Annotated in this window: 21 protein-coding genes; 11 read left to right on the top strand and 10 right to left on the bottom strand. The window is 71.4% G+C overall.

What is annotated here, in order from left to right:
- Positions 1 to 134 precede the first annotated feature (134 nt).
- Entirely contained in the window at positions 135 to 317 is a 183-nt protein-coding gene (locus EES42_RS03630; protein ID WP_124716620.1) for a hypothetical protein, read from the top strand.
- 21 nt (positions 318 to 338) lie between these two features.
- Here EES42_RS03630 and EES42_RS03625 read toward each other — a convergent pair whose 3' ends face one another.
- Together EES42_RS03625 and EES42_RS03620 are read right to left on the bottom strand one after the other, a co-directional pair.
- Positions 339 to 2969, bottom strand: a complete 2631-nt coding sequence (locus tag EES42_RS03625; RefSeq protein ID WP_124716619.1) for a discoidin domain-containing protein — start codon at positions 2967 to 2969, stop codon at positions 339 to 341.
- Positions 2970 to 3062: 93 nt separating this feature from the next.
- Positions 3063 to 4163 (bottom strand): threonine synthase, encoded by a 1101-nt coding sequence (locus tag EES42_RS03620; protein WP_241196223.1) that lies wholly within the window; start codon positions 4161 to 4163, stop codon positions 3063 to 3065.
- A 228-nt stretch (positions 4164 to 4391) separates the two neighbouring features.
- Between EES42_RS03620 and EES42_RS03615 the strand changes: the two genes are divergently transcribed.
- From EES42_RS03615 to EES42_RS03590, 6 genes are all read left to right on the top strand, one after another.
- Positions 4392 to 5975 (top strand): S8 family peptidase, encoded by a 1584-nt coding sequence (locus EES42_RS03615; RefSeq protein WP_124716617.1) that lies wholly within the window; start codon positions 4392 to 4394, stop codon positions 5973 to 5975.
- Between the two features lie 341 nt (positions 5976 to 6316).
- Positions 6317 to 7069: a GntR family transcriptional regulator gene (locus tag EES42_RS03610; protein ID WP_124716616.1), complete on the top strand. Its 753-nt coding sequence runs from the start codon at positions 6317 to 6319 to the stop codon at positions 7067 to 7069.
- A gap of 387 nt (positions 7070 to 7456) precedes the next feature.
- Complete coding sequence (locus EES42_RS03605; RefSeq protein ID WP_124716615.1) at positions 7457 to 7657, top strand: SPOR domain-containing protein; 201 nt, start codon at positions 7457 to 7459, stop codon at positions 7655 to 7657.
- Positions 7658 to 7828: 171 nt separating this feature from the next.
- Entirely contained in the window at positions 7829 to 8230 is a 402-nt protein-coding gene (locus EES42_RS03600) for an NUDIX hydrolase (protein ID WP_124716614.1), read from the top strand.
- A 302-nt stretch (positions 8231 to 8532) separates the two neighbouring features.
- Positions 8533 to 8961 carry an ATP-binding protein gene (locus EES42_RS03595; protein WP_124716613.1) on the top strand — a complete coding sequence of 143 codons (429 nt, stop codon included), beginning with the start codon at positions 8533 to 8535 and terminating at the stop codon, positions 8959 to 8961.
- A 191-nt stretch (positions 8962 to 9152) separates the two neighbouring features.
- A complete protein-coding gene (locus tag EES42_RS03590; protein ID WP_124717393.1) occupies positions 9153 to 11684 on the top strand; it encodes a SpoIIE family protein phosphatase in 2532 nt (843 codons plus the stop codon).
- Between the two features lie 19 nt (positions 11685 to 11703).
- On the opposite strand, the gene EES42_RS03585 is transcribed toward EES42_RS03590, so the two are convergent.
- Positions 11704 to 12414, bottom strand: a complete 711-nt coding sequence (locus EES42_RS03585; RefSeq protein ID WP_124716612.1) for a PspA/IM30 family protein — start codon at positions 12412 to 12414, stop codon at positions 11704 to 11706.
- A gap of 90 nt (positions 12415 to 12504) precedes the next feature.
- On the bottom strand, positions 12505 to 14610 hold the full coding sequence (locus EES42_RS03580; protein WP_124717392.1) for a TPM domain-containing protein: 2106 nt from the start codon (positions 14608 to 14610) through the stop codon (positions 12505 to 12507).
- Between the two features lie 173 nt (positions 14611 to 14783).
- Here EES42_RS03580 and EES42_RS03575 point away from each other — a divergent pair, with 173 nt between their 5' ends.
- Complete coding sequence (locus EES42_RS03575) at positions 14784 to 15809, top strand: glycoside hydrolase family 18 protein (protein ID WP_241196282.1); 1026 nt, start codon at positions 14784 to 14786, stop codon at positions 15807 to 15809.
- Between the two features lie 76 nt (positions 15810 to 15885).
- Here the strand turns inward: EES42_RS03575 and EES42_RS03570 are convergent, their stop codons facing one another.
- The 5 genes from EES42_RS03570 to EES42_RS03550 all read right to left on the bottom strand — a co-directional run bounded on the left by EES42_RS03570 (position 15886) and on the right by EES42_RS03550 (position 22108).
- Complete coding sequence (locus tag EES42_RS03570) at positions 15886 to 17361, bottom strand: glucoamylase family protein (RefSeq protein WP_124716611.1); 1476 nt, start codon at positions 17359 to 17361, stop codon at positions 15886 to 15888.
- A gap of 288 nt (positions 17362 to 17649) precedes the next feature.
- Positions 17650 to 18852 (bottom strand): glycoside hydrolase family 1 protein, encoded by a 1203-nt coding sequence (locus tag EES42_RS03565; RefSeq protein ID WP_124716610.1) that lies wholly within the window; start codon positions 18850 to 18852, stop codon positions 17650 to 17652.
- Between the two features lie 85 nt (positions 18853 to 18937).
- Positions 18938 to 19846: a carbohydrate ABC transporter permease gene (locus EES42_RS03560; RefSeq protein ID WP_124716609.1), complete on the bottom strand. Its 909-nt coding sequence runs from the start codon at positions 19844 to 19846 to the stop codon at positions 18938 to 18940.
- Positions 19843 to 20835, bottom strand: a complete 993-nt coding sequence (locus EES42_RS03555) for a carbohydrate ABC transporter permease (RefSeq protein ID WP_124716608.1) — start codon at positions 20833 to 20835, stop codon at positions 19843 to 19845. The genes EES42_RS03560 and EES42_RS03555 overlap by 4 nt, the downstream gene beginning before the upstream one ends.
- A gap of 25 nt (positions 20836 to 20860) precedes the next feature.
- Positions 20861 to 22108, bottom strand: a complete 1248-nt coding sequence (locus EES42_RS03550; RefSeq protein WP_124716607.1) for a sugar ABC transporter substrate-binding protein — start codon at positions 22106 to 22108, stop codon at positions 20861 to 20863.
- Between the two features lie 253 nt (positions 22109 to 22361).
- Here EES42_RS03550 and EES42_RS03545 point away from each other — a divergent pair, with 253 nt between their 5' ends.
- Positions 22362 to 23357 (top strand): acetylxylan esterase, encoded by a 996-nt coding sequence (locus tag EES42_RS03545; protein ID WP_124716606.1) that lies wholly within the window; start codon positions 22362 to 22364, stop codon positions 23355 to 23357.
- Positions 23358 to 23393: 36 nt separating this feature from the next.
- On the opposite strand, the gene EES42_RS03540 is transcribed toward EES42_RS03545, so the two are convergent.
- Complete coding sequence (locus EES42_RS03540; RefSeq protein WP_124716605.1) at positions 23394 to 24449, bottom strand: LacI family DNA-binding transcriptional regulator; 1056 nt, start codon at positions 24447 to 24449, stop codon at positions 23394 to 23396.
- Between the two features lie 171 nt (positions 24450 to 24620).
- On the opposite strand from EES42_RS03540, the gene EES42_RS03535 reads away from it, so the two are divergent.
- The gene (locus EES42_RS03535; RefSeq protein WP_124716604.1) at positions 24621 to 25100 is read left to right on the top strand and encodes a MarR family winged helix-turn-helix transcriptional regulator; all 480 of its coding nucleotides are present in this window, start codon (positions 24621 to 24623) and stop codon (positions 25098 to 25100) included.
- A gap of 173 nt (positions 25101 to 25273) precedes the next feature.
- On the top strand, positions 25274 to 25825 hold the full coding sequence (locus tag EES42_RS03530) for an isochorismatase family protein (protein ID WP_124716603.1): 552 nt from the start codon (positions 25274 to 25276) through the stop codon (positions 25823 to 25825).
- The last annotated feature ends 287 nt before the right edge of the window (positions 25826 to 26112 follow it).

Below are 26112 nucleotides of genomic sequence, written 5' to 3'. Positions count from 1 at the left end.
CACGTGGTACGGGACTCCGCCAGTCCTCTTCCGGTCCTCTTCCCGGAGACCATTCCGCTGGGCGGGACCGGATGACATGATCGGCAGCGCCCGGCCGCGCCCACGCGGCCTGCCACTACTGATCAGGGGGAATCATGGAACGGCGCCCGGCCGCGAGATCCGGCTTCAACTGGTGGCTGCCCAGCGTGTACGCGGCGGCCGTCGTCCTCACCGGGGCCCTCGGCTCCGGCAGGGCGACGGGGATCGTTGCGGCGGTGGGCGGTGTGCTGCTCGGCCTCTACTACGGCTTCGGCGGCAGGCTCCGCGCCCGCGGCTGACGCTCCCGCACACCCGGCCGGTCACGGCTGTACGACCTTCAACTCCGTTACGCCCGCGGGCTTCTGCGGGTCCTCGGACTCGACCGTGAGCCGTACCATCCGGGCCACCGCTCCCGCCCGGTACGGCTGCCAGTGCGTGCCGTCGGCCGACGTCTCCAGCCGGTACGAGGACGGCCGCACGTCCGTCCACTCCGGCTCGGCCGATGTCACCGCGACCGCACGTCCCAGGTCCACCGTCAGCGCGCCCTTCGCGCCGTCCGGGGACCAGGAGGTGGCCGGACTGCCGTCCACCGCGGCCGCCGCGTACAGGCCGGGGGCCTCCGATGTCGCTGTCACCGGGCGGCAGCGGGCCGCGTCGGTGGTCGCGGCGAGGTCCGGGCGGCGGGTGGGGAGCGTGAGCGTGCCGGTGAGCAGGCGGGGGCCGGCGGGGGAGTGGACGGTGAAGGGGGCGCCGGAGGTCAGCCGGACCGTCGTCGTCCGGGGACCGATCGCGAGGTCGTACGTACGGCCCCGGTGGCGCAGGCCCGTCAGCGTGACACCGCTGCCCAGCTGCGGCGGCAGCATCGGGTCGAGACGCACCCCGTCCTCCCGCAGCCGCAACCCCGTCAGGCCGTGCGTGAAGACCTGGAGGAAGCCGCCCTTCCCGGTCAGGAAGTCCTCGGCGGGGAATCCCGAAAGCGGGTCCTGGGCCCCCGACTTCGCGCCGCGGGCCTCGCTGAACAAGGCGTACGGCCCGCGTGTGAACGGGCGTACGGCGCGCTGGAGATAGGTGTACGTCGCGCAGCCGGGCTCTCCGATCGTGGCCGCGTCGATCGCGTGGACCGAGTCGGTCATGGCCGGGCCGTCCGGGTCGGTGTGCGCCGCGTAGAAGTCGAGCGTGGCGGCGGCGGCGCCCGGCTCCATCGGCCACTCCAGCGGGTAGATCAGCAGCACCGTGTCGGCCTGCTTGATCGTCGAGCCGTTGTAGCCCGCGTACTGGAGGAAGAGCTTGCGCGCCGGGTCGTACGGGATGCGCAGGCCGTCCGCCACCCGCTTCCACCCGACCGGTGCGGTGTGTCCGAGCAGTTGCGCGGCGCGGGTGGCGTTGCGCAGGGCGGTGGCCGCGACCGCGTTGGTGAAGACCCCGTCGGTGACGCCGTTGCTGTACTCGTCGGGGCCCGCGACCTCCTTCACCGAGTAGCTGCCGTCGTCGTTGGCGGTGGCCCGCGAGGCCCAGAAGTCGGCGATCCCCTCCAGCAGCGGCCAGCCACGCCCGGCCAGCCACTCGTGGTCCCCGGTCGCCAGGTAGTACTGCCAGACGGCCAGCGAGACATCGCCCTGGAGGTGGTTCTGGGTGACGCAGTGCGGCGGGTTCCAGCTCTGGCACTCGGACCACAGATCGCCGCTGCTCGCGCTCGTCCACGGGTAGAACAGGCCCCGGAACCCCAGCTTCCGGGCGTTGGCGCGGGCGGCCTCGCGGGTGCGGTAGCGGTACTCGACGACCGGGCGGGCCAGCTCGGGGCGGGTGGCGAGCAGCCCCGGGTACATCCAGGTCTCGGCGTCCCAGAACACCATGCCGGCGTAGTTGTCGCTGGTCAGTCCGGCCGGTGCGATGCTGTCGCGGGACCCGGCCCGGGTGGAGGCCAGCAGTCCGTACTGCGCCGCCCGCAGCCACTTCTGCAGTTCGGGACGGTCCGGTACGGCGATGTCGGCCGCCCAGGCCCGCCGCCAGGCCGCGTCGTTCGCCGCGAGGATCCCGGACCAGCCGCGCCCGGCCGCGCGCCGGGCGGCCTCGCGGGCGGCGGCGCGCGGGGCGGCGGAGGTGAGCGCGGTGTCGATGCCGACGTACTTGTCGAAGGTGTACGTGCGCCCGTCACGCACCCGGTGTGTGCTCCGTGGTGCGACCGGAGCCCCCGCCCCCGAGCCCCCGGTGCGCAGCTCCTGGACGATCGCGCCCCCGGTCCCGGTGCCCCGGGTGCGGAACGTGCCGTCGCCGGCGAGGGTGATCCGGCGTGCGCCCTTCGGGTCGAGCCGGCCGGTGACGGTCGCGGTGCCGTTCCAGTGGGGTGTCATGCGCAGTCGCACGGCGCCCGTGTGCACATCGGACCGGTCGGTGAGCACCTCGTACGTCAGGTCGGTCGCGCGGCCGTCGGCCGTGGTCCACCGCAGCGACGTACGCACCAGTCCACAGCGCAGGAAGAGCGTCTGCCGGTAGCGCGAGATCCGGCCCGGGGGCGTGCCGGGGCCGTAGGTCTCGTCGCCGACACGTACGTCGAGATCGGTCCAGCTCGGCAGTGCGGCGATCACCTCCCGGCCGCCGGCCAGGTCCTTCTCGCGCCCGAACAGGCCGGAGACGAACGCGCCGTCGTAGCGCGGGGTGAACAGCGGCCAGCCGGTCTTCTCGCCCGACGCCGCGTATCCGGCGCCCGCCGCGGGCACCCGGTGGCCCAGGTATCCGTTGCCGGTGTAGGCGTCGTAGCCGGCCGCCTCGCCGTACCGGGTGGACGTCGGCGCCCAGGCGGGGTCGGTGTCCCGGCCGCAGGCGGTCGTCACGGAGGGAGGCGCCGCCGTCGCAGGAGGCGCCGCGTACGGGACGGGGGTCGAAGGCGCGATCAGGGCGCCCGCGACCAGGGACGTGAGGGACGTGAGGAGAACGAGGCGCGAGAGGCTCACCGTACGAAGGTAGGGACGCGCGCGCCGCGCGGCGGTGCGCGGCGCGCGGGGTGAACGGCTGATGGGGAGGGGCGGCCGCCGGCGGCTGCTTCCTCAGCCCGCGAGGCCGGTCTTGAGGCCCGCGCCGCACAGGGGGACGACGACGCTCCGGTCCGTCCAGCCACCGACCGCGGCCCAGCAGGCGACGCCCGTCGTCTCCACGTAGAACCCGCGCGCCGCCAGATCCAGCTGCGCGGCGCGGATCTGATCCTCGGTCACCGTGAGGAAGGTGCCGCCCGATTCCCTGACCGCGGCCAGGATGGCGCGGGCGCGCGGCGGTCGCGGGATGGCGATGCCCTCGGCGAGGGTGGCGGCGGCGGGGCCGGCCGGGCCGTCGGGCAACAGGTCTTCGGCGCCCGTGCGGAAGGCGGCGGCCAGTGGCGAGACGTTCTCGGCCTGCACGGCGATCAGCGCCGGGCGCCGGTCGATCAGCCCCCGGGCGTGCAGCTCGGCGGTGGCCAGGGCCGCGCCGAGGAGCAGGGTGCCGTTGCCGACCGGTACGGCGATGGCGTCCGGGAGACGGCCGCCGAGGTCCTCCCACAGCTCGTACACGTACGTCTTCGTGCCGTGCAGGAAGTACGGGTTGAAGACGTGCGAGGCGTAGAAGGTGCCGGGGGCGTCGGCGGCGGCGCGGGCGGCGGCCGCGGTGGCCTCGCGGTCGCCGGGGACGATCTCCAGGTGCGCGCCGTGCGCCCGGATCTGCTCGGTCTTCTTCGGGGACGTGCCCTCGGGGACGTACACCGTGCAGGGGAGCGAGGCACGGGCGCAGTACGCGGCGACGGCCGTGCCCGCGTTGCCGCTGCTGTCCGCGACGACGCGCTCGGGCGACAGCCGGCGGGCCAGCTCGGCGAGCATGACCGCGCCGCGGTCCTTGAAGGAGAGCGTCGGCATCAGGAAGTCGAGCTTGGCCGAGACCGTTCCGGTGACCGGGACGAGCGGGGTGCGGCCCTCGCCGAGCGTGGTCGTGGGCGAGGAGAGCGGCAGCACCTCTTCGTAACGCCACAGTGAATTGACGCGCCCGGCCAGGGAGTTGAGCGAGAGCGCACCGGCGGCTTCGAATTCGAGGTCCCAGGGGCCCCGGCAGGCCGGGCAGCACCAGGTGAGAGCGGTGATGTCGGCGCGGGTGCCGTCCTGCGGGCAGATGTATGAGGGCATGCCCGTCAGCATGTCAGGCGCGTGGCGGGCCCATGGCGAAGGTATTGCAGAGCCCACCGCACCCTTGTGCGATTCCCATGAATCGGTCAATCTTTCGCTGTCGGCAGGGGGCGATCAGCGTGGAGCCTGCGGCAATCTCTTGTCATGCTCATGCCGCTAGTTCCTCTCTCTCCCCGTGCCATGTGCAACCCCCCCACCAGTGCACCGCGATCCAGGAGGACCCCTCACATGTCAGTGATGCGTCACACCCCCCACACGCGTCGAAGACTTGCCGCGGCGAGTGTCATAGCCGGTGCCGCCCTCGCGCTCTCCACCGCGGCGGTGCTCCCCGCCTCCGCGTCCGGGACCGCGGCGGAAGGCCGGATCGAGAACGCGGGCGCCCCGGGCACCATCAGCGGCAGCTACATCGTCACCCTCGACGACTCGGCGGCCAGGGCCGGCTCCGCGCAGGGCAAGGCGCTCGCCGAGGAGTACGGCGCCAAGATCAAGAAGACCTACCGCGCCGCCCTCAACGGCTATTCGGTCGAGCTCTCCGCGGCGCAGGCGAAGAAGTTCGCCGCGGACCCGGCCGTCAAGTCCGTCGTGCAGAACCGGACCTTCCGCGTCACCGGCACCCAGCCCTCGCCGCCCTCCTGGGGACTCGACCGGATCGACCAGAAGTCCCTCCCGCTGAACCAGAGTTACACCTACCCCGACAACGGGGGCGCGGGCGTGACCGCGTACATCATCGACACCGGTGTGCGGATCACCCACAGCGACTTCGGCGGCCGGGCCTCGTACGGTTACGACGCCATCGACAACGACAACACCGCGCAGGACGGCTACGGCCACGGCACGCACGTGGCGGGCACCGTCGCCGGTACGGCGTACGGCGTCGCCAAGAAGGCGAAGATCGTCGCCGTCCGGGTCCTCGACGACAGCGGCTCCGGCACGACCGAGCAGGTCGTCGCGGGCATCGACTGGGTGACGGCGAACGCCGTCAAGCCCGCGGTGGCCAACATGAGCCTGGGCGGCGGGGTGGACTCGGTGCTCGACGCCGCCGTACGCAAGTCCATCGCGTCCGGCATCACCTACGCCGTCGCCGCGGGCAACGAGTCGACCGACGCCTCCACGAAGTCCCCGGCACGGGTCACCGAGGCCATCACGGTCGGCTCCACCACCAACACCGACGCGCGCTCCAGCTTCTCCAACTACGGCAGCGTGCTGGACATCTTCGGTCCCGGCTCGTCGATCACCTCGGCGTGGAACACCGGCGACAGCGCCACCAACACGATCTCCGGCACGTCGATGGCTACCCCGCACGTCGCGGGCGCCGCGGCCCTCTACCTGGCCGAGCACCCGAGCGACAGCCCGGCACAGGTCTCGGCCGGACTGGTCGCCGCGGCCAGTACCGGAGTGGTGACCAGCCCGGGCACGGGCTCGCCGAACCGCCTGCTGAACGTCGGCACCGGCACCACCACGCCGCCGGGCAAGAAGTTCGAGAGCACGACGAGCTACACCATCGCCGACAACGCCACCGTCGAGTCGCCGATCACCGTCAGCGGTGTCACCGGCAACGCGCCGGCCACGCTGAGCGTGCCCGTCGACATCACGCACACCTACATCGGTGACCTGAAGATCGACCTGGTCGCGCCCGACGGTTCGGTCTACAACCTGAAGGCCGCCGGCAGCGGTGGCAGCGCCGACAACGTGAACACCACCTACACCGTGAACGCCTCGTCGGAGGTGGCCAACGGCACCTGGAAGCTGCGGGTCGCGGACAACGCGGCGGCGGACACCGGGAAGATCAACTCCTGGGGCCTGCAGTTCTGACGGCCCCGGCGGTTCTGACGAGAACCGTACGTACCTGACGTGCTGAGCCTGTGGGGCGGCTGCTTCGGCAGCCGCCCCACTCGCCTGTACGGGTCCCTGCGGGAAGAGCGTGGCCGTGCGGAGGAAGAGCGGCGCTACGGGGGAGAAGGCGAACGCGATTGCGGTGAACCGGACGAGGGGAGGAGGCGTGAGAAGAGCTGAGAACCCTCTGGTGGCCGACGGCCGGATATGCGCAAGGGCATGGTGAATCATCACTTCGGGTGAATCTTTGGCCTGCACTTGCGGTTCACAACCGACGGTTGTCAGGCTGTTGCAGACTGTCAACCTGTTGGGAGTGGCCTGTGACTTTCGGTGAGCAGCCCGCGTATCTGCGCGTTGCAAGCGATCTGCGAGAGAAGATCGTCAACGGTTCGCTGCCGCCGCATACGCGCCTGCCTTCGCAGGCCCGTATCCGCGAGGAGTACGGAGTCTCGGACACCGTCGCGCTGGAGGCGCGAAAGGTGTTGATGGCCGAGGGTCTGGTGGAGGGGCGTTCCGGTTCCGGCACCTATGTGCGCGAGCGCCCGGTCCCGCGGCGGATCGCCCGCTCCGGATACCGGTCCGCGGCCGGCGCCAGTCCGTTCCGCCAGGAGCAGACGGCGGAGGGGGTGCACGGGACGTGGGAGTCCCGCAGCGAACAGGAGGGGGCGAGCGCCGAGATCGCCGAGCGCCTGGGTGTCGAGCCGGGCGACCGGGTGATGCGGACGAGGTACACCTTCCGCGAGGCCGGGGAGCCGATGATGCTCTCCACCTCCTGGGAGCCGCTCGCCGTGACGGGGCGTACGCCGGTGATGCTGCCGGAGGAGGGTCCGTTGGGCGGCTGCGGGGTGGTCGAGCGGATGGCCGCGATCGACGTCGTCGTGGACAACGTGGCCGAGCAGGTCGGTGCGCGTCCGGGGCTGGCGGAGGAGCTCCTGGCGCTCGGTGGTGTGCCGGGGCATGTGGTGATGGTCATCGAGCGGACGTACTACGCGTCGGGCCGCCCGGTCGAGACGGCGGACGTGGTGGTGCCCGCCGATCGCTACCGGGTCGCGTACCACCTTCCGGTCAGGTGAGCGGTGCCGGTGCGCGGCGGACGCCGTCCGGTGTCGTCGGCTCCGGGCCGATGCCCGGCCGGTTCTCGTGACCGGAAGGTGATTTCCGGTCCCATTTGATTGTCATGTCCCGATCCTGCCTTCCGCCCTCCGGTCCGTGTCCGCGCACCGGAGGGCGGAACCGAAGCCCGGCCGGTGCACCGGCCGGGCTTTCCGGTGTCGATGGCGGCGCTACGGGCACGGAGGGGCGCATCCAGTCGGGTGCGCCCCCTCTTGTCGGCCGGATCCGTATCTCTTTGTGTAATTACGTATCCGTTGAGTAAAGGTCAGGCGTACGCTCAGGCATATGCGTACTGCGGTTTCCTGGGGATCTTTACTGACGTGCACGCTGTTCGAGGGAGGGGCGCAATGCTCGGGAGGGACGCGATGAGCGACAGCGGTGCCGTGCTCCCGTGGCTGGTGATAAGGCAGGACGACAACGGCAATCGCTATCGCGTCGGCAGGTATGCCACGCAGGGCGAGGCCCAGAAGATCGCCGACAAGCTCGATGAGCACGGCCACGAGCAGCTCTATTGGGTGGAGCGCGTCGGGCAGAGCGCCCGGCCGTAGCGCGAGCGCGAGGAGTGCGGCGGGGCGGTGATCGCGCTCCGGCGCGTACCCGTGCCCGCGTTCACCGGCCGCCGCCTGTGCCCGCCGCTGCCTGCGCCCGCGCCCGTCGGCCGCGCCGGCCGTCCGGCTAGGGTCGGTCCGACCGGGTTGCGGATGAACGAAGGCGGAGTGATGTCGGTCCTGATCGACACGGTGGCATGGGTGCGGGTGGAGAACGGCAGGATTCTCTGCGCGCGACCGAGGGGGAAGGACGTCTTCTACATCCCCGGCGGCAAGCGGGAGGGCCGGGAGACCGACCTGCAGACCCTGCTGCGCGAGGTCGAGGAGGAGCTGGCCGTGGCCATCCTCCCCGCGACGGTGTCCCACATGGGTACGTACGAGGCGCAGGCGCACGGCCATCCGGACGGCGTGGTCGTGCGCATGAGCTGTTACGCCGGCGAGTACCGGGGGACGCTGACCGTCAGCAGCGAGATCGAGGAGATGGCGTGGTTCTCCTACGCCGACCGCCCGCTCGTCCCTCCGGTCGACCAACTGCTCTTCGACGACCTCAAGGCCTCGGGCGCGCTGGCCTGAGCCACCCTGCCCCGCGCCGTTCTGTCTCACCCGTTCGCGCCGGCGGCCCGAACAGGGCGGAAGCCGTGCGGGAGTTGGCCCGTACGCGGGGGCGCCGGGGGTGGTCGACCGGGGCAGGCGCCAAGGCGGCAGCGCGTGACCGTGGCCTCGTGCGCCCCTTCTACCCGGGCACATCTGTTCGTGCGCGCGGCCATACACCCGTACGCCCCACGTGTCGATCCTGGCGGTAGTTCAACCCGAATATCGGGTATGTGCTGAATGACCCTTGTAAACAGGGTGTTCCCCGCTGCTGGTCTTGGGAAGTGATCGGCGTGATCGACAGTGAAGGCGACTGCGCCGAGTGGACCTTTCCGGCTGAGCCGGGCGCCGTGCGGTCCGCGCGGCATGCGGTCCACGGGGCGTTGAGCGCCTGGGGGCTCGACGCGGCGGTCGGGGATGTGACGGTTCTGCTGGTCAGCGAGTTGGTCACCAACTCGATGCGCTATACATCTGGGCCCATCGGCGTGCGTCTGGTACGCCCTCATCTCAACGGTGACGGCCCCTCCGCCCATCCTGGACTGCTCGTGGAAGTCTCCGATCCGCTTCCGGATCCGCCCACCGAGCGTATGGCGGGACCGGAGGACGAAGGGGGCAGAGGGCTGCAGCTGGTGGCGTGTTCCGCCCGCCGCTGGGGGACCCGGCGCGGAAAGACCGGCAAGACCGTGTGGTTCGAGCTGGCCCTGCCTGGTTAGGAGTGGGGTGGGACGGACAGCGATCACCGGGTCGGCCAGAAGCTGGCTGAAAGGGACTGAGACCGTGCTGTGATCGTGAACGCCGTGTCGGTTGGGGCCGGAGTGCTGAATACTGCGGGCATGACCGGTCCGGTGTGTGAGCTGGAGGGGACGGTCGCGTGAGCGAAATACCTGGGACAGCGGGCGACATCGTGTGGCAGAGCAGCCCGCCTGGCTCGATCTACGACTACATCAGGGTCGCCTCCTTCTCGATCGGCCCCGATGGCCTGATCGAGCAGTGGAGCCGCCGGGCCGCCGGCCTCTTCGGCATTGCCGCGGACAGAGCGGTGGGCATGGACCCGGTCGAGGCATTCCTGCCCGCCGAACTGCGTACGGACGGCCGCCGCACGGTCGGCGAGATCCTCGACGGCCGGGAGTGGACGGGCCTCGTCCCCTTCCGGATACCCGGCGAGGAGGCGGTGCAGGGGCTTGCCGAGATCTATGTGATGCCGAGCGAGACGGCCGGCGGGGAACGGGCCGCGCTCTGCATCGTCGTGGACGTCCGGGCACTGCGCCACATCGAGACGGACCTCGCCGCGTCACAGGCAATATTTGGCCAATCTCCCTTCGGCTTCGTGCTGTTCGGTACCGACCTCGCGGTGATCCGCGCCAACCAGCGCTTCGCCACCGTCTTCGGCGGCCGGGCCGAGGACCACCGCGGCCGCACCGTCGAGGACTATCTCTCCGGCTCCGAGGCCGACCGGCTCACCGCCACCATCGAACGCGTACTGGCGACCGGAACGTCCGTCACCGATCTCCGGATAGTCGGCACCGCACCCGGCGAACCCGGCAGCCGCCACTGGTCCATGAACCTCTACCGCGTGCACAGCGGATCCGGCCGCCCCATCGGCGTCGCCGGGCTGGCCACCGATGTCACCCGCAGGCACATCGCCGCCCGCGAGGCCGCCAGCGCCCGCCGCAACCTCGCGCTGCTCAACGAGGCCGGCGCCCGGATCGGCAACTCCCTGGACCTGGAGACCACCGCCCGCGAACTCCTCGACGTCGCCGTGCCCGGCTTCTGCGACCTCGCCTCCGTCGACCTCTATCAGGGGCTGCTCACCGGCGACGACGCGCCGCCCGGCAGCTGGGACTCGCTCCGTCAGGTATCCGTCGGCGGCTCCGCCGAACTGCGCCGCGTCGCCCTGGCCAGCGCGGTGGCGGACGCCCTGCCCGACACCGCCGCGGAGACCGGCTCGCCCGAGCTCGGCTCCGTACACCGGTTCTCGTTCAACTCACCGTGCGCCATCGCGTTGCGCACCGGCCACGTCGAGGACGTGCCCGGCGACGACCGGGGCTTCGTGCAGTCCACGCTCGCCGTACCGATGGTCGCCCACGACACGGTGGTCGGTCTCGTGCAGTTCTCCCGCACCAAGGGCAGCGAACCCTTCGGCGAGCGGGACCGGGCCCTGGCCACCGAACTCGCCGCCCGCGCCGCGGTCTGCATCGACAACGCCCGCCTCTACCGGCGCGAGCACGAACGCGCGCTGATCCTCCAGCGCAGCCTGCTGCCGCCCGGCGACCCGGTGGCCGCAGGCCTCGACATCGCCTGCCGCTACCTGCCCGGCAACACGGCCACCGAGGTGGGCGGCGACTGGTTCGACGTGATCGAACTCCCCGGCCACCGCACCGCTCTCGTCGTCGGCGACGTCATGGGCCGCGGACTGCGGGCCGCCGTCGCGATGGGCGAACTGCGCACCGCCGTACGGACCCTGGCCCTGCTGGACCTGGAACCTGCCGAGGTGCTCTCCGCGCTCGACGAGGTCGCCCGCGGACTCGGCACACCCGGCGGCTCCAACGCCTCCGGCGGCGGCACCCAGTGGCCCTCGCGGGCCGCCCACAAGTCCCGGGAGGCGGATCTCTCCGAGGTCTACCTGGCGACCTGCGTGTACGCGGTCTACGACCCGGTCACCCGGCGCTGCACCTTCGCCAACGCGGGCCACCTCCCGCCCGCCGTCGTCGAACCCGGCGAGGCCGCCCTGCTGCTCGACGTGCCGCCCGGCATGCCGCTCGGCGTCGGCGGCGAACCCTTCGAGGAGGTCGAGGTCGAGCTGAAGGAGGGCTCCCTGCTCGCCCTCTACACGGACGGGCTCGTCGAGTCACGCGACCACCCGCTCGACGAAGGTCTCCAAGCCCTGCGCGCCGCGCTCGTCGAACCGGAACGGCCGATCGAGGACGTCTGCGACCACGTACTGACCACCCTCGACACCGGACACGGCGAGGACGACATCGCCCTGCTGGTGGCCCGTATCCAGGGGCTGCCGGCCGACGCGGTCGGCGACTGGCGGCTGCCCCGCGAACCCCGCTCCGTGGGCCGCGCCCGCGAACTGGCCCGTGGCCGGCTGCTCGCCTGGGGCCTGGACGATCTGGTGGACACCACCGAACTGCTGGTCAGCGAGCTGGTCACCAACGCCCTGCGGTACGGGGAGGGCGAGATCCGGCTCAGACTGCTGCGCGACCGCACCCTCGTCTGCGAGGTGTGGGACGCCGGGCTCGTCCAGCCCCGGCGACGGCGGGCCCGCGACACCGACGAGGGCGGGCGCGGGCTCCAGCTGGTCGGGCTGCTGAGCGTGGCCTGGGGATCGAGGCGGACCCCGCGCGGCAAGACCGTCTGGTTCGAACTGGCCCTGCCGGACGGCGAGCCGGCCGCCGAGCTCTCGGTCGACCAGCTGCTGAGCATGTACTGACCCGGCTGCCGGGCCGCTTTCAGGCCGCCTTCAGCGCGGCCAGCCGGGCCTCGACCTCGGCGCTGTCGCCCAGGCTGTCCAGCTGCTCGAACTGGGCGTCCAGGGACGAAGCGGCCAGCTCCTGCTTGCCCAGCGCCTTCGCCTCCTCGCGCCGCACCTTGTCCTCGAACCGGCTGAGCTCACTGGTCGGGTCGAGCACATCGATGCTCTTGACGGAGTCCATCATCCGGTTCTGCGCCTCGGCGGACTTGGCGCGGGCCACCAGCTCGTCCCGCTTGGCCTTCAGCTCCGACAGCTTGGTCTTCATCTGGTCCAGGCCCGACTTCAGCCGGTCCACCACCTCGGTCTGCGAGGCGATGGTCGGCTCCGCCGCCCGCGCCTCCTTCTCCGAGCGCAGCTGACGGCCGAGCGCCACCTTGGCCAGGTTGTCGAACTTGTCCGCCTCCGCCGCCGACCCGGCCGCCCGCAGCTCGTCGGCCTTGCGGCTCGCGGCGAGCGCCTTGCCGCCCCACTCCTTCGCCGCGTCCACATCCTCCTGGTGGTCCTGTTCCATCAGCCGCAGATTGCCGATGGTCGTGGCGACCGCCTGCTCGGCCTCCGAGATGTTGGCCGTGTACTCGCGGATCAGCTGGTCCAGCATCTTCTGCGGATCCTCGGCCTGATCGAGCAGCGCGTTGATGTTGGCCTTCGCCAACTGGGTGACGCGGCCGAGAATGGTCTGCTTGGTCATGGACCTCTCCTTGTACGAGTGCGGTTCCCCGGGTGAATCCCTGTCGATGAAGCTGCGAGCGAGGCCTTGTGCCGTCTCCCCCCGGCCGGCTCAGAAACGGCCGCCGCCCCCGCGGCGGCCGCGGGTCCCCCCGCCGCCGAAGCTGCCCGGCCCGGCGGCCCCTCCGTGTCCCCCGCCACCGAACCCTCCGCCGTACACGCCGCCACCCCGCGTCCCCCCGCCGCCCAGCAGGCCGCCGAGGATGATGCCGCCGAGCACCGCGCCGCCGACGCCGCCGCCCGTTCCCCGCGCACCGCCCGGACCGTTCCGGTTCCCGTACGAGCGCACGTCCTGTTCGGCCAGGCTCCGGGCCTGACCCGCCAGCGAATCCGCCTGCTGCGCCTCGGCCAGCGCCCCCTGCGGATCCTTCGACCCGGCCAGCTCTCGGGACCGGTCCAGCCGCCGCTGGGCCTCCGCCAGCCGGGTCCGGGCCTGGCTGCCCACCGCCCCCCGGTTCGTGGTGATGAAGTCGGCCGCCGCGGCGATCGCCGAACGCGCGGTGAGCACCGCACCGTCCAGGAGCGACAGCGCCCGCCGGTCGCCCTGCTCCCGCTCGCGGACTCCGGCCAGCGCCGCGTCCAGCGCCGCGTCGGCCTCCTCCACCCTGCGCAGCGCGTCGATCGGGTCGTACGGGCCGGCCTGCGTCTGGGCCCGCACATCGCCGATCACCGACTTCGCGCGGGCGATCCGGCCCCGCAGGTCCGCGGTCGGCGCACCGTCCCCGGCACCCTCCAGCAGCCCGCCCGCATCGGCCAGATCGGTCTCCGTCTCGGTGAGGGCGGCGGGCAGCCGCCCCGCCGCCTCCGAGAGTTCCCGGCTGCGCCGCTCCACCGCGTCCACGAGGGTGGTCGCCTGGTCGACGGCGCCCTCGGTGGCCCGGATGTACACCGCCGCCGCCGAGTTGCTGGCGCTGTCCACCGACTGCCGTCCCCGGTTGAGGCTCGACGTGGCGAAGACCAGCCGGTCCTTGGCCTGCTCGATGTCGCCGGCGACCGCCGCGAAGGCCGACTCCGCGTACTCCTCGCGCATCGTGGCCAGGGTGGCCTCGGCCGCCGCGACCCGACCGGCGAGAGCCCGGAACGCGGCCTCGGCCGTGGCCAGGGCCCGCGGAGCGTCGGCCTCCAGGGCACGCAGCCGGTCGAAGTCCTCGGACACGGCGTCCAGCCGGCCGCCCGCGTCCGCGCAGCGGCTGATGATCTCGTCCAGCATCCGGCGCCTGGTCGGCTCGTCCTCGGGAAAGGCGTCGTCCAGCTGCTGCCGCAGCCGGAACGCGGCCGTCAGCTCGCCCTTCGCGTACCCGACGGCCTCCGTGAACGGGGCCGCGGCCTCCTCGCCGAACTGGGCGGTGGCGAAACCCAGTTCCTCCTCGCTGGTGCGCACCGCGTCATCGGTGTCCACCAGTGCCTCCTTCGCGCGGGCGTCGAGCTCCGGCAGCGGCGCCGGCTCGGGCGCCCCGCCGGGCGAGGCCGGGCCCCAGCCCTTCGCGCCGGGCGTGGTGCGGGTCGTGGCGCGCCGCCTGCGCCGGGTGTACGCGTAGCCGGCCGCCGCGGCGGCCCCGCCGACGACGACCACCGGAAGAATCAGGTCCCCGGTGCTGGTACCGCCGGAGCCGCCGCCGGGATCGGCGGCGCCGGGAGTGACGGCCGGGGTGGGCACGGGCCTGCCCGCCAGTACGGCGGAGTACCCGTCCGCCGCGCCGATCGCCGCGCCGGCCCAGTCGTGCTCCCTGAGCGCAGGCTCGATCGCGGTGCTCGCCACGTCCTGGAGCTGGGAGTCGGTCAGGCGGGAGCCCTGCTCGACGGTGTACGCGTACTGCCGGTCGTGGGTGGCGACCGCGAGCAGGACGTCGTCGCGGCCGAGGCCGTTGCGGTCGGCCGTCGCATCGGCCCAGCTCTGCGCGGACCGGCCGGAGAAGTCCCGTACGTACACGACGAAGAGCTGTACACGGCGGTCCGCGTACAGCCGGTCGAGTGCCGAGCGCACCTGGTCCCTGCGGTCTCCGAGCGCCCCCACCTTGTCGGTGATCTGACCGTCCCGGGACAGCGTGACGGGATCGTCGGCGCGGGCGGTCAGCGCTGCGGGGAGGGCCAGCCAGCACACCGCCGTCAGTACGGTGAGCAGGGCCCGGCCCGGTATGGATATCCGGGTACGGCTCACGGGCGGCGTCACATTCGTGAGGCTATGTCCACCCTCCGTCACCCGCGACCCGGCGACCGGGCCCGCCGACGGCACCCGGGCGGTGCGTCATGATGCCCTTCGTACGGCGACGGCACACCGAAACACAGGGGGAGAAGGACGTGCTCACGGGGATCGAACGCGGCGCCCGGCGGATACGCGAACGGGCGGCCCGGTTCAGGTGGACCTGGCCCAGGAGGATCGCCCTGGCGGCGGTCCTGGTGATCGTGGTGCCGGTGCTCACCGCGGGCATCGCCCTGCGGCTCAACTACTCCGGCGACCCGGGCGACAACACCCGCACCCGTGGCCGCGACGCCATCTGGCTCGGCCACGCCTGGGTCGACGGACGCAAGAACGACGCCGACCTCGCCGCGTTCGCCACCCGGATCGAGGGGACGGGGATCAAGGACCTGTACGTCCACGCCGGGCCGCTGGAACACGACGGCACCCTGCCCGCCGACCGCTACCCCGGGGCCCGGTGGCTGATCGACGCCGTGCACCGCACCCTGCCCGGCATCCGGGTCCAGGCCTGGCTCGGCGACGTGCTCGCCACCGAAGGGCCCGACGGGCTGCGCCTGGAACGGGCCGGATCGCGTACCGCCGTGGTCGCCTCGGCCCGGCAGATCCTGGACGCCGGGTTCGACGGCGTCCACTTCGACCTGGAGCCGCTGCACTCCGGCGACCGGAACTACCTCTCGCTCCTGGACGACCTGCGCGCGCTCACCGGGGCACGCCGGGCAACGCTGTCCGTCGCCGCCCACCAGATCGACCCGCTGCCCGCGGCGCACCGCGTGGTCGGGGTGCTCAGCGGCGGCAGCCAGAAGTGGTGGTCGCAGAAGTTCTTCGGCCAGGTCGCGCGCCGGGTCGACCAGATCGCCGTCATGTCGTACGACACCTGGATGCCCCTGGAGGGACTGTTCGGCGGCTATGTCGCCCAGCAGACGGCGCTCGCCCTCGAAGTGACGCCGCGCGGCACCGATCTGCTGATGGGGCTGCCGTTCTTCCACGAGAACGACCTCGGACACCACGAGTCGGCCGAGACGGTCGCCGCCGCGGTCCGGGGCACCCGGCTGGGACTGGGGCGCACCGACCGCGACCGCGAACGGTTCGGGGTCGCGCTCTACGTCGACTTCGCCGCGCGGGAGGGCGACTGGACGGCGTACCGCCGGGGCTGGAACTGAGCGGTGGCGTACCGGGCCGGGGCCGGGCCCCGAGCGCTCCGCCCCGGACCGGTACGCCACCACGTTTCGAGGCGGTTCAGATGGAGAACCGCTCCTTGGCGAGCAGCGGCCGCACCTTCGACCGGAACCCGCCGGTCCGGAACGGCCGTTGCAGCAGGCCGGGGCGGATCGCCTGGGCCAGTGCCGCCGCGATCATGCCCTGGTCCAGCGCGAGCAGGTAGTCGCTGACCCGCCCGGTGCCGACATTGACGGAGTCCCGGAAGCCGTACCCGGCGTGGTAGGCGCCGAAGTCGCGGTCGAGCGCGCGCAGGTTGGCGATCGCCTCGGCCGGTGCGTACGGCAGGGCGAGGAAGGAGGCGTGCGGGGTGACCACACCGTTGGTGAACGCCGAGGCGGGCGGCAGCGGCTCGCCGTCCTTGGTGTACGTGCGGTCGGTGTTGGAGGCGTAGCCGTCGACCTGCATGCCGATCGCGTCGACGCCGTACTCCTGGTAGCCGCCCTCGGGAATGTTCGAGGGGGAGAAGCCCCAGTACCCGTACCCCGCCTCTTCCGTGCCGTGCTCGATCTGGCTGCGGACGTACCGGTGGTGGGTGAGACCCCACGACCTCGGCGACCACTCCGCCTCCGGCACGAACAAGGGCACCATCAGGGCCTCGAACATCGACCCGCCCCAGGTGGGCACGATCTTCCGGCCGCGGTGCGTGTAGTGCCCCTGCCAGACGCGTACGCCGTCCATGGCGACGTAACTGCCCTGCGGGTGCTGCTCCTGCTCGTGCTCGGGCAGCATCGTGCGCAGCAGGTGCCAGTAGTGGTCGGCGGGCAGCGAGCCGTCCGCGATCCCCAGGTAACTGGCCATCCGCGGCTCGGTGTTGAGCGCGCCGTAGTGGTGCCCGGTGGGCTCCTCGGTATCGGGCCAGAACCCGCCGCGCAGCTGACCGGGGCCGGCGACCGGGTCGGCCGGGTCGTACGGCGTGTAGTAGTACGACCAGTCGGCGGTCGCCAGGATGCGGGCTATGTGGGGGCGCAGCGCGGGTGCGGCGTCGGCGGCGATGCGCAGGCCGGTGATCAGCCAGGCGTTGTCGACGGAGGAGAGGAACGGGCGGACCGGGTCGCCGGTGCCGGGCCACTGGGTGAGGACCGAACCGTCGTGCGCGTCGTACCAGTTGAGCCAGAAGCCGTGGTGGCGCTCCAGCTTCTCGACGGCCCGCACGGTGCGCTCAAGACGTCGGCGCATCGTGTCGTCGTCGATCACCCCGAGCCCGGCGGCGGCCACCGTCGACCAGAGGCCGCAGCCGATGTTGGTGGGGGAGGTCTGACGCGACTGGACGGGGGCGCCGGGCCCGCTGACGTCGATCTTGTCGACGGCGAGACCGAAGTCGGTCGTCATGGCCTCGATCGAGCGATACGTGTCGCGGAACCAGCGCAGCAGCAGCGGTGCGTGCGAGCCGCGCACCGGCTGGGCGGCGGCGCCCGCCGGAGAGGCCACCACGGTGCCGAGCGACAGGGCGGCAGCCCCTGTTCCCGCGGCGGTGAGAAACGTACGACGGTCCATCAGAACCCCTCGAAGAGAAAGAGCCACCGACTGTGGGCGGTGGGCGGATTTCGTTCGTCGGTCGTGATTCGCGGGCGCGGGGCGCCGTTGCCTCGTACGGCACCCGCGTGCGCCGCCGCACGTGAGCAGGGCTGGACACGAGCGGCGCCGCACGCGGGCACAGGGCCCGGAAGGCCCTGCTGTACGGGGACCGGCGTCCGTCAGGTGTCGCCGGTTCCCGTACGGGCGGGAGCTGTCAGGTAGCTCCCGGTCGGGGGGAGCCGACATCGGTCGGCTCGGGGGCCGACGTCAGCCGGCGATACGCGGCAGGGCGCGGGTGCGGCCCATCTCGCCCAGCCAGACGGCGGACGGCTTGGGCAGCCGCTCGAAGGTCTCCGGGTCCCAGCCGATCAGGCCGAAGGTGGGCTTGTAGGAGCCCCACTCGTAGTTGTCGAGCGCGCTCCAGGCCAGGTAGCCCTGGATGTTCAGGCCGTCCTGGATCCCGGACGCGACCTCGTTGAGGGCGCCGGTGTAGTAGTCGACGCGGCGGGTGTCGTCGTCGGTGGCGATGCCGTTCTCGGTGACGATCAGCGGGACGTCGTTGCCGAGGACCTCGGCGGTGTGGCGCAGCGCGTAGCCGACCGCGGAGGGGTAGTACTCCCACTGCGTGAGGGTGCGCTCGACGCCTTCGGCGGTGGGTATCGGGCCGTCGGTGCCGATCTTGGTCCGGGTGTAGGACTGCACACCGATCCAGTCGTCGCCGCGGGCGGCTTCGATGAAGACGTCCTCGCGGGGGTGACGGTAGGCCGCGGTGACCTCCTCGGCGCCGGGCAGGGCCTGGTAGACCTGGTTGGCGATGGTCCAGCCGACCTGGATGTCGGGGTTGATCGCCCGGACCTCCTTGACGGCCGCGTGGTGCGCGGCGATGACGGCCTCGGTGGTCTCGTCGTCGGGGGTCGGCAGGCCGGCCGGCGGGAAGCTGTTGTCGCCCCGCTTGGCCTGGCCGGCCATCACGGCGATCATGTTCGGCTCGTTGATGGTGCAGACGTGGCTGACGCCCTCGGCGATCACCGGCGCGCAGGCCGCGACGTAACGCGCGAAGAGCTCGGTCGCACCCTCGGCGGTCCAGCCGCCGCGCGCCTCGAACCACTGCGGCACGGTGAAGTGGTGCAGGGTGATCATGGGGCGCAGGCCGCGCTCGATGGCGCCCTCGACCATGCGGCGGTAGTGGGCGAGCTCGGCGCGGGAGAAGCGGCCCTCGGCCGGCTCGATGCGCGCCCACTCGATGGAGAACCGGTAGTCGGTGAAGCCCAGACCGGCCAGCGTGTCCATGTCTTCGTTCCAGCGGTGGTAGCTGTCGCAGGCGTCCAGGCTGGGCTCCTGGATGTGGGTGCCCGCGGCGTGCTCCTTGACCCACCAGTCGCTGTTGGTGTTGTTGCCCTCGATCTGGTGGGCGGCCGTGGAGGCGCCCCACAGGAAGTTTTCGGGGAACGGGACCTGGGTGTGCGTCATCGCAAACTGTCTCTCTGGGATGAAGGGGTGTGGCCGCGGGTGTGGGGCCGCGGCCCCGTACGTATCGGTGGGGCTGCCGGGCGGGCTACTTCATGCCCGCCGTGGCGATGCCCTGGGTGAAGTGCCGCTGGAGCGCGATGAACAGGACCACGACGGGCAGGACGACCAGCAGGGAGCCGGCCATCAGCATGCCGTTGGACCCGCCCGCCTTGTTGGGGTCGGTGGCGAAGGTGGCCAGGGCGACCGGCAGGGTGTACTTGTCGGGGTCGTTGGTCGCGATGAGCGGCCAGACGAAGTTGTTCCAGGAGCCCAGGAACGTGAAGATCGAGAGCGTCGCCAGGGCGGGCTTCACCAGCGGCATCACGATCCGCCAGAAGATGTACCACTCACCGGCGCCGTCCATCCGGGCCGCTTCCAGCAGCTCGTCCGGGATCGACTGCATGAACTGCCGCATCAGGAAGACCCCGAAGGCTCCGGCGGCGAACGGCAGCACCAGACCGGCGTACGAGTCGATCAGCTGCAACTTGCTCATCAGCACGAACAGCGGCAGCAGCATCAGGTTGCCGGGCACCATCAGGGCGCCGAGAACCAGGCCGAAGATCTTGTTGCGGCCGGCGAAGTTCAGCTTGGCCAGGGCGTACCCGAGCATCGAGCAGAACACCAGGTTCGAGACGGTGACCAGCACCGCCACGATCACCGAGTTCATGAAGTACAGCGGCAGATCGAGCTTGTCGAGCAGTTCCCGGAAGTTGTCCAGGGTCCACTCGGTCGGGATCCACACCGGCGGGCTGGCCGTCAGTTCCTGCTGTGTCTTGAAGGCCGAGAGGGCCATCCACAGGAACGGCGCCGACATGATCAGCAGGCCGACCGACAGCAGGACGTAGACCAGGACGCGCTTCGGGTTGCGGGCCTTCTTCGTCCCGGACGGCGGAGTGTCCGCGGGCTTCTTCGACGGCGCCGTCGAGACGGCGCCCGGTGCACTGGTGGCGCTCATTTCGTGTTGTCCTTCAGCAGTCGGAGCTGGAGCACCGTGATGCCCATGATCACTACGAAGAGGACATACGCCATGGCGCTCGCATAGCCCATGTGGAAGAAGTTGAAGCCCTCGCGGTACATGTTCAGCGAGACGGTGAGCGTGGAGTCCGAGGGACCGCCCTGGGTCATCACGAACGGCTCCTCGAAGACGTTGAGGTAACCGATGGTCGTGATCACCGTGGCGTAGAGCAGCGTCGGCCGCAGCAGCGGCACGGTGATGCCCTTGAACTCCTGCCAGACACCGGCACCGTCCAGCCGCGCGGCCTCCCGCACCTCGGTGGGGATGGCCTGCAGACCGGCGATGAAGAGCACCATGACCGTGCCGAGGTTGCGCCAGACCGCCATCGCGATCATCGACGGCATGGCGAGCGTCTCGGAGCCCAGGAAGTCGGGCGAGGTGAGGCCCACTTCGGAGAGGAGCCCCGCGACGAGCCCGTCGCTCGGGTCGAGCACGAACCGCCAGACCACGGCGACCGCGACGATGGTGGTGACCACCGGGGCGTAGAAGCCGACGCGGAAGAAGGTCCGCGCCCGGTCGATGCCGTTGTTCAGCAGTACGGCGACGACCAGACCGAGGCCGATCGTCAGCGGGACGCCGATCACCACGAAGTACGCCGTGTTGAACAGCGACTTGAGGAACTTCTCGTCGCTGAACAGCTTGATGTAGTTCTCGAAGCCGATGAAGTTCGCGTCCAGCGGGTGCGTCACATTGCGCAGCCCGAAGTCGGTGAAGCTCATCACCAGCGTGGCGATGATCGGGAACGCCATGAAGACGAGGAAGAGGACGAGGAAGGGGGTGGAGAACAGCCAGCCGGCCACGTTCTGCACGCCCATCGAGGCCTTCTTGCCGCCCCGGCGACCCGCGGGCCCGGTGGCCGGGGACCCGGAGGTCCCCGACCCGGCCTGCGCCTTGGCCGACTGCGCGGCCTTTGCGGTCATGGTGCGCATGACTCCTACTTCATCCGGCCTTCGATTACTTCAGAAGGCCTTCGATTTGGGACTGGGCCGTCTTGAGCGCGTCCTCGGCGGACGCCTTGCCCTGGGTGACCTTGGCGATGGCCTGGTCGACCTTGTCGGTGATCTCCGTCCAGTTGGACAGCGACGGGGAGGCCTTGGCGGTGTCCATCTGCTTCTTGAACACCTGGAGGTCGGCGTCGTCGGCGAGGGCGCCGGAGGTCCACGCGGAGGTGTTGGCCGGCAGGTCCTTGGTGCGCTTGTACCAGTCGGCCTGGCCCTTGGTGTCCGTCAGGTACTTGATGAACTCGGTGGCGGCGGCCTTGTGCTCACTGTCCTTGGAGACCACCAGGGACGAGCCGCCGGCCATGGAGGCGGAGGTCTTGTCGGCGGGCACATTGGCCACCGCCCACTTGCCCTTGATCTGCGGCTGGCCCTCGTTCAGCAGGGTGACGTGCCAGGGGCCGCCGAAGAACATCGGGACGCGGCCGTTGCCGAAGTCCTTGACCACGTCGTAGCCGGGCTGCACGGACTTGTTGGAGAGCCCCTTGTCGAAGTACGAGCCGTACTCCTTGAGCGCCTTGACGGCCTCGGGGCTGTCGATGACGGCCTCGCCCTTGTCGTTGACGATCTCGCCGCCGGCCGAGTACAGGAAGGAGTAGAAGTTCTGCACCGTGTCCAGGCCGCTGGGCTGGATGGACAGGCCCCACTTGGTCCCGGCCTTCTTCTGGTAGGCCGAGGCGAGGTCCTGCATCTCCTTCCAGTTGGTCGGAGCCTTGGTGACGCCGGCCTTCTCGGCCAGGTCGGTGCGGTAGTAGAGGACGCGGGTGTCGACGTACCACGGCACGCCGTACGCCTGGCCGTCCACCTCGCCCTGCTTCCAGCCGGACTGGAAGAAGTCCTTCTCGTTGAAGGTCTTGGTGTCGACCGGCTCCAGCACACCGAGCTCGGCGAACTCGCCCATGTAGCTGCCGCCCATCTGCGCCACGTCCGGCAGGGTGCCGGCGGCGGCCGCGGAGACCAGCTTCTGGTGGGCGACGTCCCAGCCGACCGGGGTCACCTTGACGGTGATGTTCGGGTTGGCCTTCTCGTAGACCTTGGCCACATCCGCGAGCTTCTCGCCCTCGGCCCCCATGGCCCAGACGGTGAGCGTCTGCTTCTTGTCCGCGGCGACATCGTCGCCGGAACTGCCGCACGCGGTCAGACCGAGCGTGAGCGCGGCGGCGACTGCGATACCGATCGAGGCGTTTCTGGCGGTGCGGGGCATGGAGGGCTCCTCCTTGAGCAATCCTGATGTATGCGCTGCCTGTAAGCGCATACATCACTCTGCGGCAGACATTCGGGAATCCGCAAGAGGGTGCTAGGTCACACTCGTGCAACGTGCTGGACATCTGAATGTTCAACTTGGCACGGTATGCGCGCCAAATGCGAAATTGTGGATGATGTGACCGATTTCGCTGTCCGCCCGATGATGATCAAGAGGCTGTGCCGCCGGGGCCCGGGCCGTTACGGTCGTGGTCATGGCTTCGTTCGAACATGACTTCCCCTTCGATCCGGCGTACGGCTACGAGCTCCAGGACCTGCTGCGTGTCCCCGCTCCCGCCGCTCCGGACGATTTCGACGCCTTCTGGCGCGAGTGCTACCAGGAGGCCCGCAAGGTCGCCACGGAGCCGGAGCTCGGGCCGCTGGAGGAGGAGCGCGACGGGGTACGGATCCACGGTGTGACGTTCACCTCGGTGGGCGGTGTACGGATCGGCGGCTGGGTGGCGCTGCCGGCCGAGGGGGCCGCGGAGTACGGATTCGTCATCGGGCACGGGTACGGCGGCCGGGAACAGCCGGGCCCCGATGTGCCGCTGCCGCTGCCCCGGGCCGCGGCGATCCTGCCGTGCGTGCGGGGCATGAAGTCGCGCGGACTGCACCCGGGCATCCCGGACGTGTCCGCCGCGCATGTGCTGCACGGCATCGAGTCGCGCGACACGTATGTCATCGGCGACTGCGTGGCGGACCTGTGGTGCGCGGCCTCGGCGCTGCACGAACTGGTGCCCGAGCTGGCGCCGGAGCGGGGCGGCCCGGCGCTCGGCTACCTCGGCGAGAGCTTCGGCGGCGGGCTCGGCGCGCTGGCGCTGCCCTGGGACGACCGGTTCGGGGCCGGGCAGCTGACGGTGCCCACCTTCGGCAACCACCCCCTGCGGCTCACCCTGCAGTGCATCGGCAGCGGGGAGTCGGTGCGGGCCCACCACCGCGACCACCCCGAGGTCACCGAGGTGCTGCCGTACTTCGACGCCGCCACGGCCGCGACGCGGCTGGAGGTGCCCACGCTGGTGGCCGCGGCGCTCTTCGACCCCTCGGTGCCGCCGCCGGGGCAGTTCGCCGTGCACAACGCGCTGGCCGGCGAGCACGAACTGCTGGTGCTGAACGCGGGGCACTTCGAGCACGAGGGCACGGCGGCGGAGGTGGCGGAGCTCCGGGCGGCCCGGCAGCGGTTCTTCGGGGAGCGGCTGGGCCGGGCCCGATAGCCGGTACGGGGGCCGGCCCGAGCGGGCCGGTTCCCGTCAGCCGCAGCCGCAGCTGGCGCGGCGGATCAGGGACACCGGGAGCATCAGTGACACCGGCTCGCTGCCGCTGTTGCCCAGCCTCTGGACCAGCAACTCCACTGCCTGCTCGCCGAGTTGACGGATCGGCTGGCGTACGGTCGTCAGCGGCGGCCGGACGATCCGGCTCAGCGGAATTCCGTCGAAGCCGGTCACCGCGATGTCCTCGGGCACCCGCACCCCGCGCCGCTCCAGCGCGCGCAGCGCGCCCACCGCCATCTGGTCGTTGGCGAAGAGCACCCCCTGCGGCCGTTCGCCGTCCCGGTCGAGCAGCTCCTCCGCGGTCCGCGCGCCCTCGGCCTGCGTCATCATCTCGGCCCGCAGGTCGGGCGCGTCCGGCACCGGAAGTCCGGCGTCGCGGCACGCCTGCCGGAAACCGAGGAACCGCGCCTCGGCGTCCGGCGACTCCACCTCGCCGCCGACGAAGGCGAGCCGGCGCAGCCCGTGGTCCTCGATCAGATGGCGGGCCAGTTCGCGCTCGCCGTCGGCGTTCGCGACGACGATGTGGTCGAGGTGGTCGATCTCGCGGGGGCCGGCGATCATCACCACCGGGAGCCGGCGCGATATCACTTCGAGGTCCTCGGTCGGCACGGTCTGCGCCAGCACGGCGAAGCCGTCGACCCGTCCCGCGACCTTCGCGACGAGGCTCTCCGGGCCGCCCTCCAGCGAGGCGGCGATCAGCAGCGCGTAACCGTGCCGACGTGCCGCCCGTTCCATGCCCCGGATGATCTGGTCGGAGTAGAGCATCACCGCGTCGTCGGCGTCGCTGTCCGCCTCCGCGTCGGCCTCGGCGTCGGGGTCGGCGTAGTCGGGGAAGCAGAGACCGAGCACACCGGTGGTCCGGCTGGCCAGACCGCGGGCGTTCCCGCTGGGTACGTAACCGAGCTGGCGGGCGGCTTCGAGGACCCGCTCACGGGTCTGGGCGCGTACCGAATCGGGGGTGCGGTAGACCCGCGAGACCGTGGCAATGGAGACGCCCGACCGCTCGGCGACGTCGTACACCGTTGGGGCGCTCACTCGACCGACCGTCCGCTTCTTGTTCTGTACCGAAGCACCTGCTGTTGCATGTACCGACCCTCTTCTGAAAGCGCATTCACCCTAGATCGCGGGCCGCGTGACGGGCAAGACCACCCAAAATGAAGACAGGCAACCTTGCAAGGTGCCCTGTGCACCTTTTACGTTGGGGGCATGCCGGAACCCACTGGAACCACCCCCTCGGGCCGTCGCGCCGCGTCGTCCGCCGAGCCGAGTGCCGAGGAGCTGGCGACCCGGCTCGCGGCCGTGGTCGGCCGGCTGCTGCGTCGGCTGCGCAGTACGTCGTCGGGCGGCCTGCTCACGCCGACGCAGCGCTCGGTGCTGGCCCGGCTGGACCGGGAGGGACCGGCCACCACGGCCGCGCTGGCCCGCGCGGAGTACGTGCGCCCGCAGTCCATGCGGCTGACGCTCGGCGCGCTGGAGAGCCAGGGGCTCGTCGAGCGCGCGCCGGATCCGGCCGACGGCCGCAAGGCGGTGATGTCGCTGACGGCGGCCGGGGCCGCATCGCTCGCCGAGGTCCGGGCGGCGAAGCACGACTGGCTGGCCGAGGCCATCGCGGCCGGGCTCGACGGGGCCGAGCGGCGCACCGTCGCCGAGGCCGTCGAGCTGATCGACCGGCTGACCGGGGAGTGATGTCCCAGGCCCCGGCACGGGGCCTGGGCCGGGCCCCGGCCCAGGCGTACCGGGCAGACGGCCGCGACGGCCCCGTACGTGAGTCCCCGCCGGGCAGCTGCCCGCGCCCGTTGCCCGCAGCGCCGCCCCGTACCCGAATTCCCACCCTTCACCCACCGCACAGGAGCATCACCATGACCGCCACCACCCTGGACCCGAGGACCGCCCTGGTCGTCATCGACCTCCAGAAGGGCATCGTCGGCCGGGAGACCGCCCACCCCGTCGCCGGCATCGTCGCCAACTCCGTCGCCCTCGCCGAAGCCTTCCGCGCCAAGGGCCTCCCGGTCGTCCTGGTCCATGTCGTCGACGGCGCCCCCGGCCGCAACGAGAACCCGATGGGAGACGGACGGCCGCCCGCCGACTGGGCGGACATCGTGCCCGAGCTCGGCCCGCGCGACGGCGACATCGTGGTCACCAAGCGCACCTGGGGCGCCTTCCACGGCACCGACCTGGACCTCCGGCTGCGCCGCGGCGGCATCACCCAAGTCGTCCTGGCCGGTATCGCGACCAGCATCGGCGTCGAGTCCACCGCACGCTCGGCGTACGAGCACGGCTACAACGTCACGATCGCCACGGACGCGGTCACCGACATGGACGCCGACGCGCACCGCAACAGCGTCGAGAAGATCTTCCCGCGCCTGGGCGAGACGGACACGACGGAGGCGATCGTCGCGCTGCTCGGCTGATCGCCACGCTCGGCTGGTCACCACGCTCGGCTGGTCACCACGCTCGGCTGATCACCGTGGCCGACTGATCCCTCGATTCCCGGGGCGATTCCCGAGGAACGTTCACCGGGAGCGCTTCCCGGTGAACGTTTCCCGAGGCCGGCCCGTCCGGCTCCCGTGCGGCGCGGCAGACCGGGGTGCTCCGCCGCACGGGTGAGGTTCGGTGCCGTCGCGCCGTGTCTGCGCCCCCGCCCGCGCGGGGGCGCCTTCAGTGGACGGAAGGAATCGTGTGATCAACTGCATATGCC

This window comes from Streptomyces sp. ADI95-17 (assembly GCF_003846175.1).
GTDB classification, from domain to species: Bacteria; Actinomycetota; Actinomycetes; order Streptomycetales; family Streptomycetaceae; genus Streptomyces; species Streptomyces sanglieri.
The sequence above is the reverse complement of the archived record's forward strand: the minus strand, read 5'-3'. Positions and strand labels throughout refer to the sequence as shown.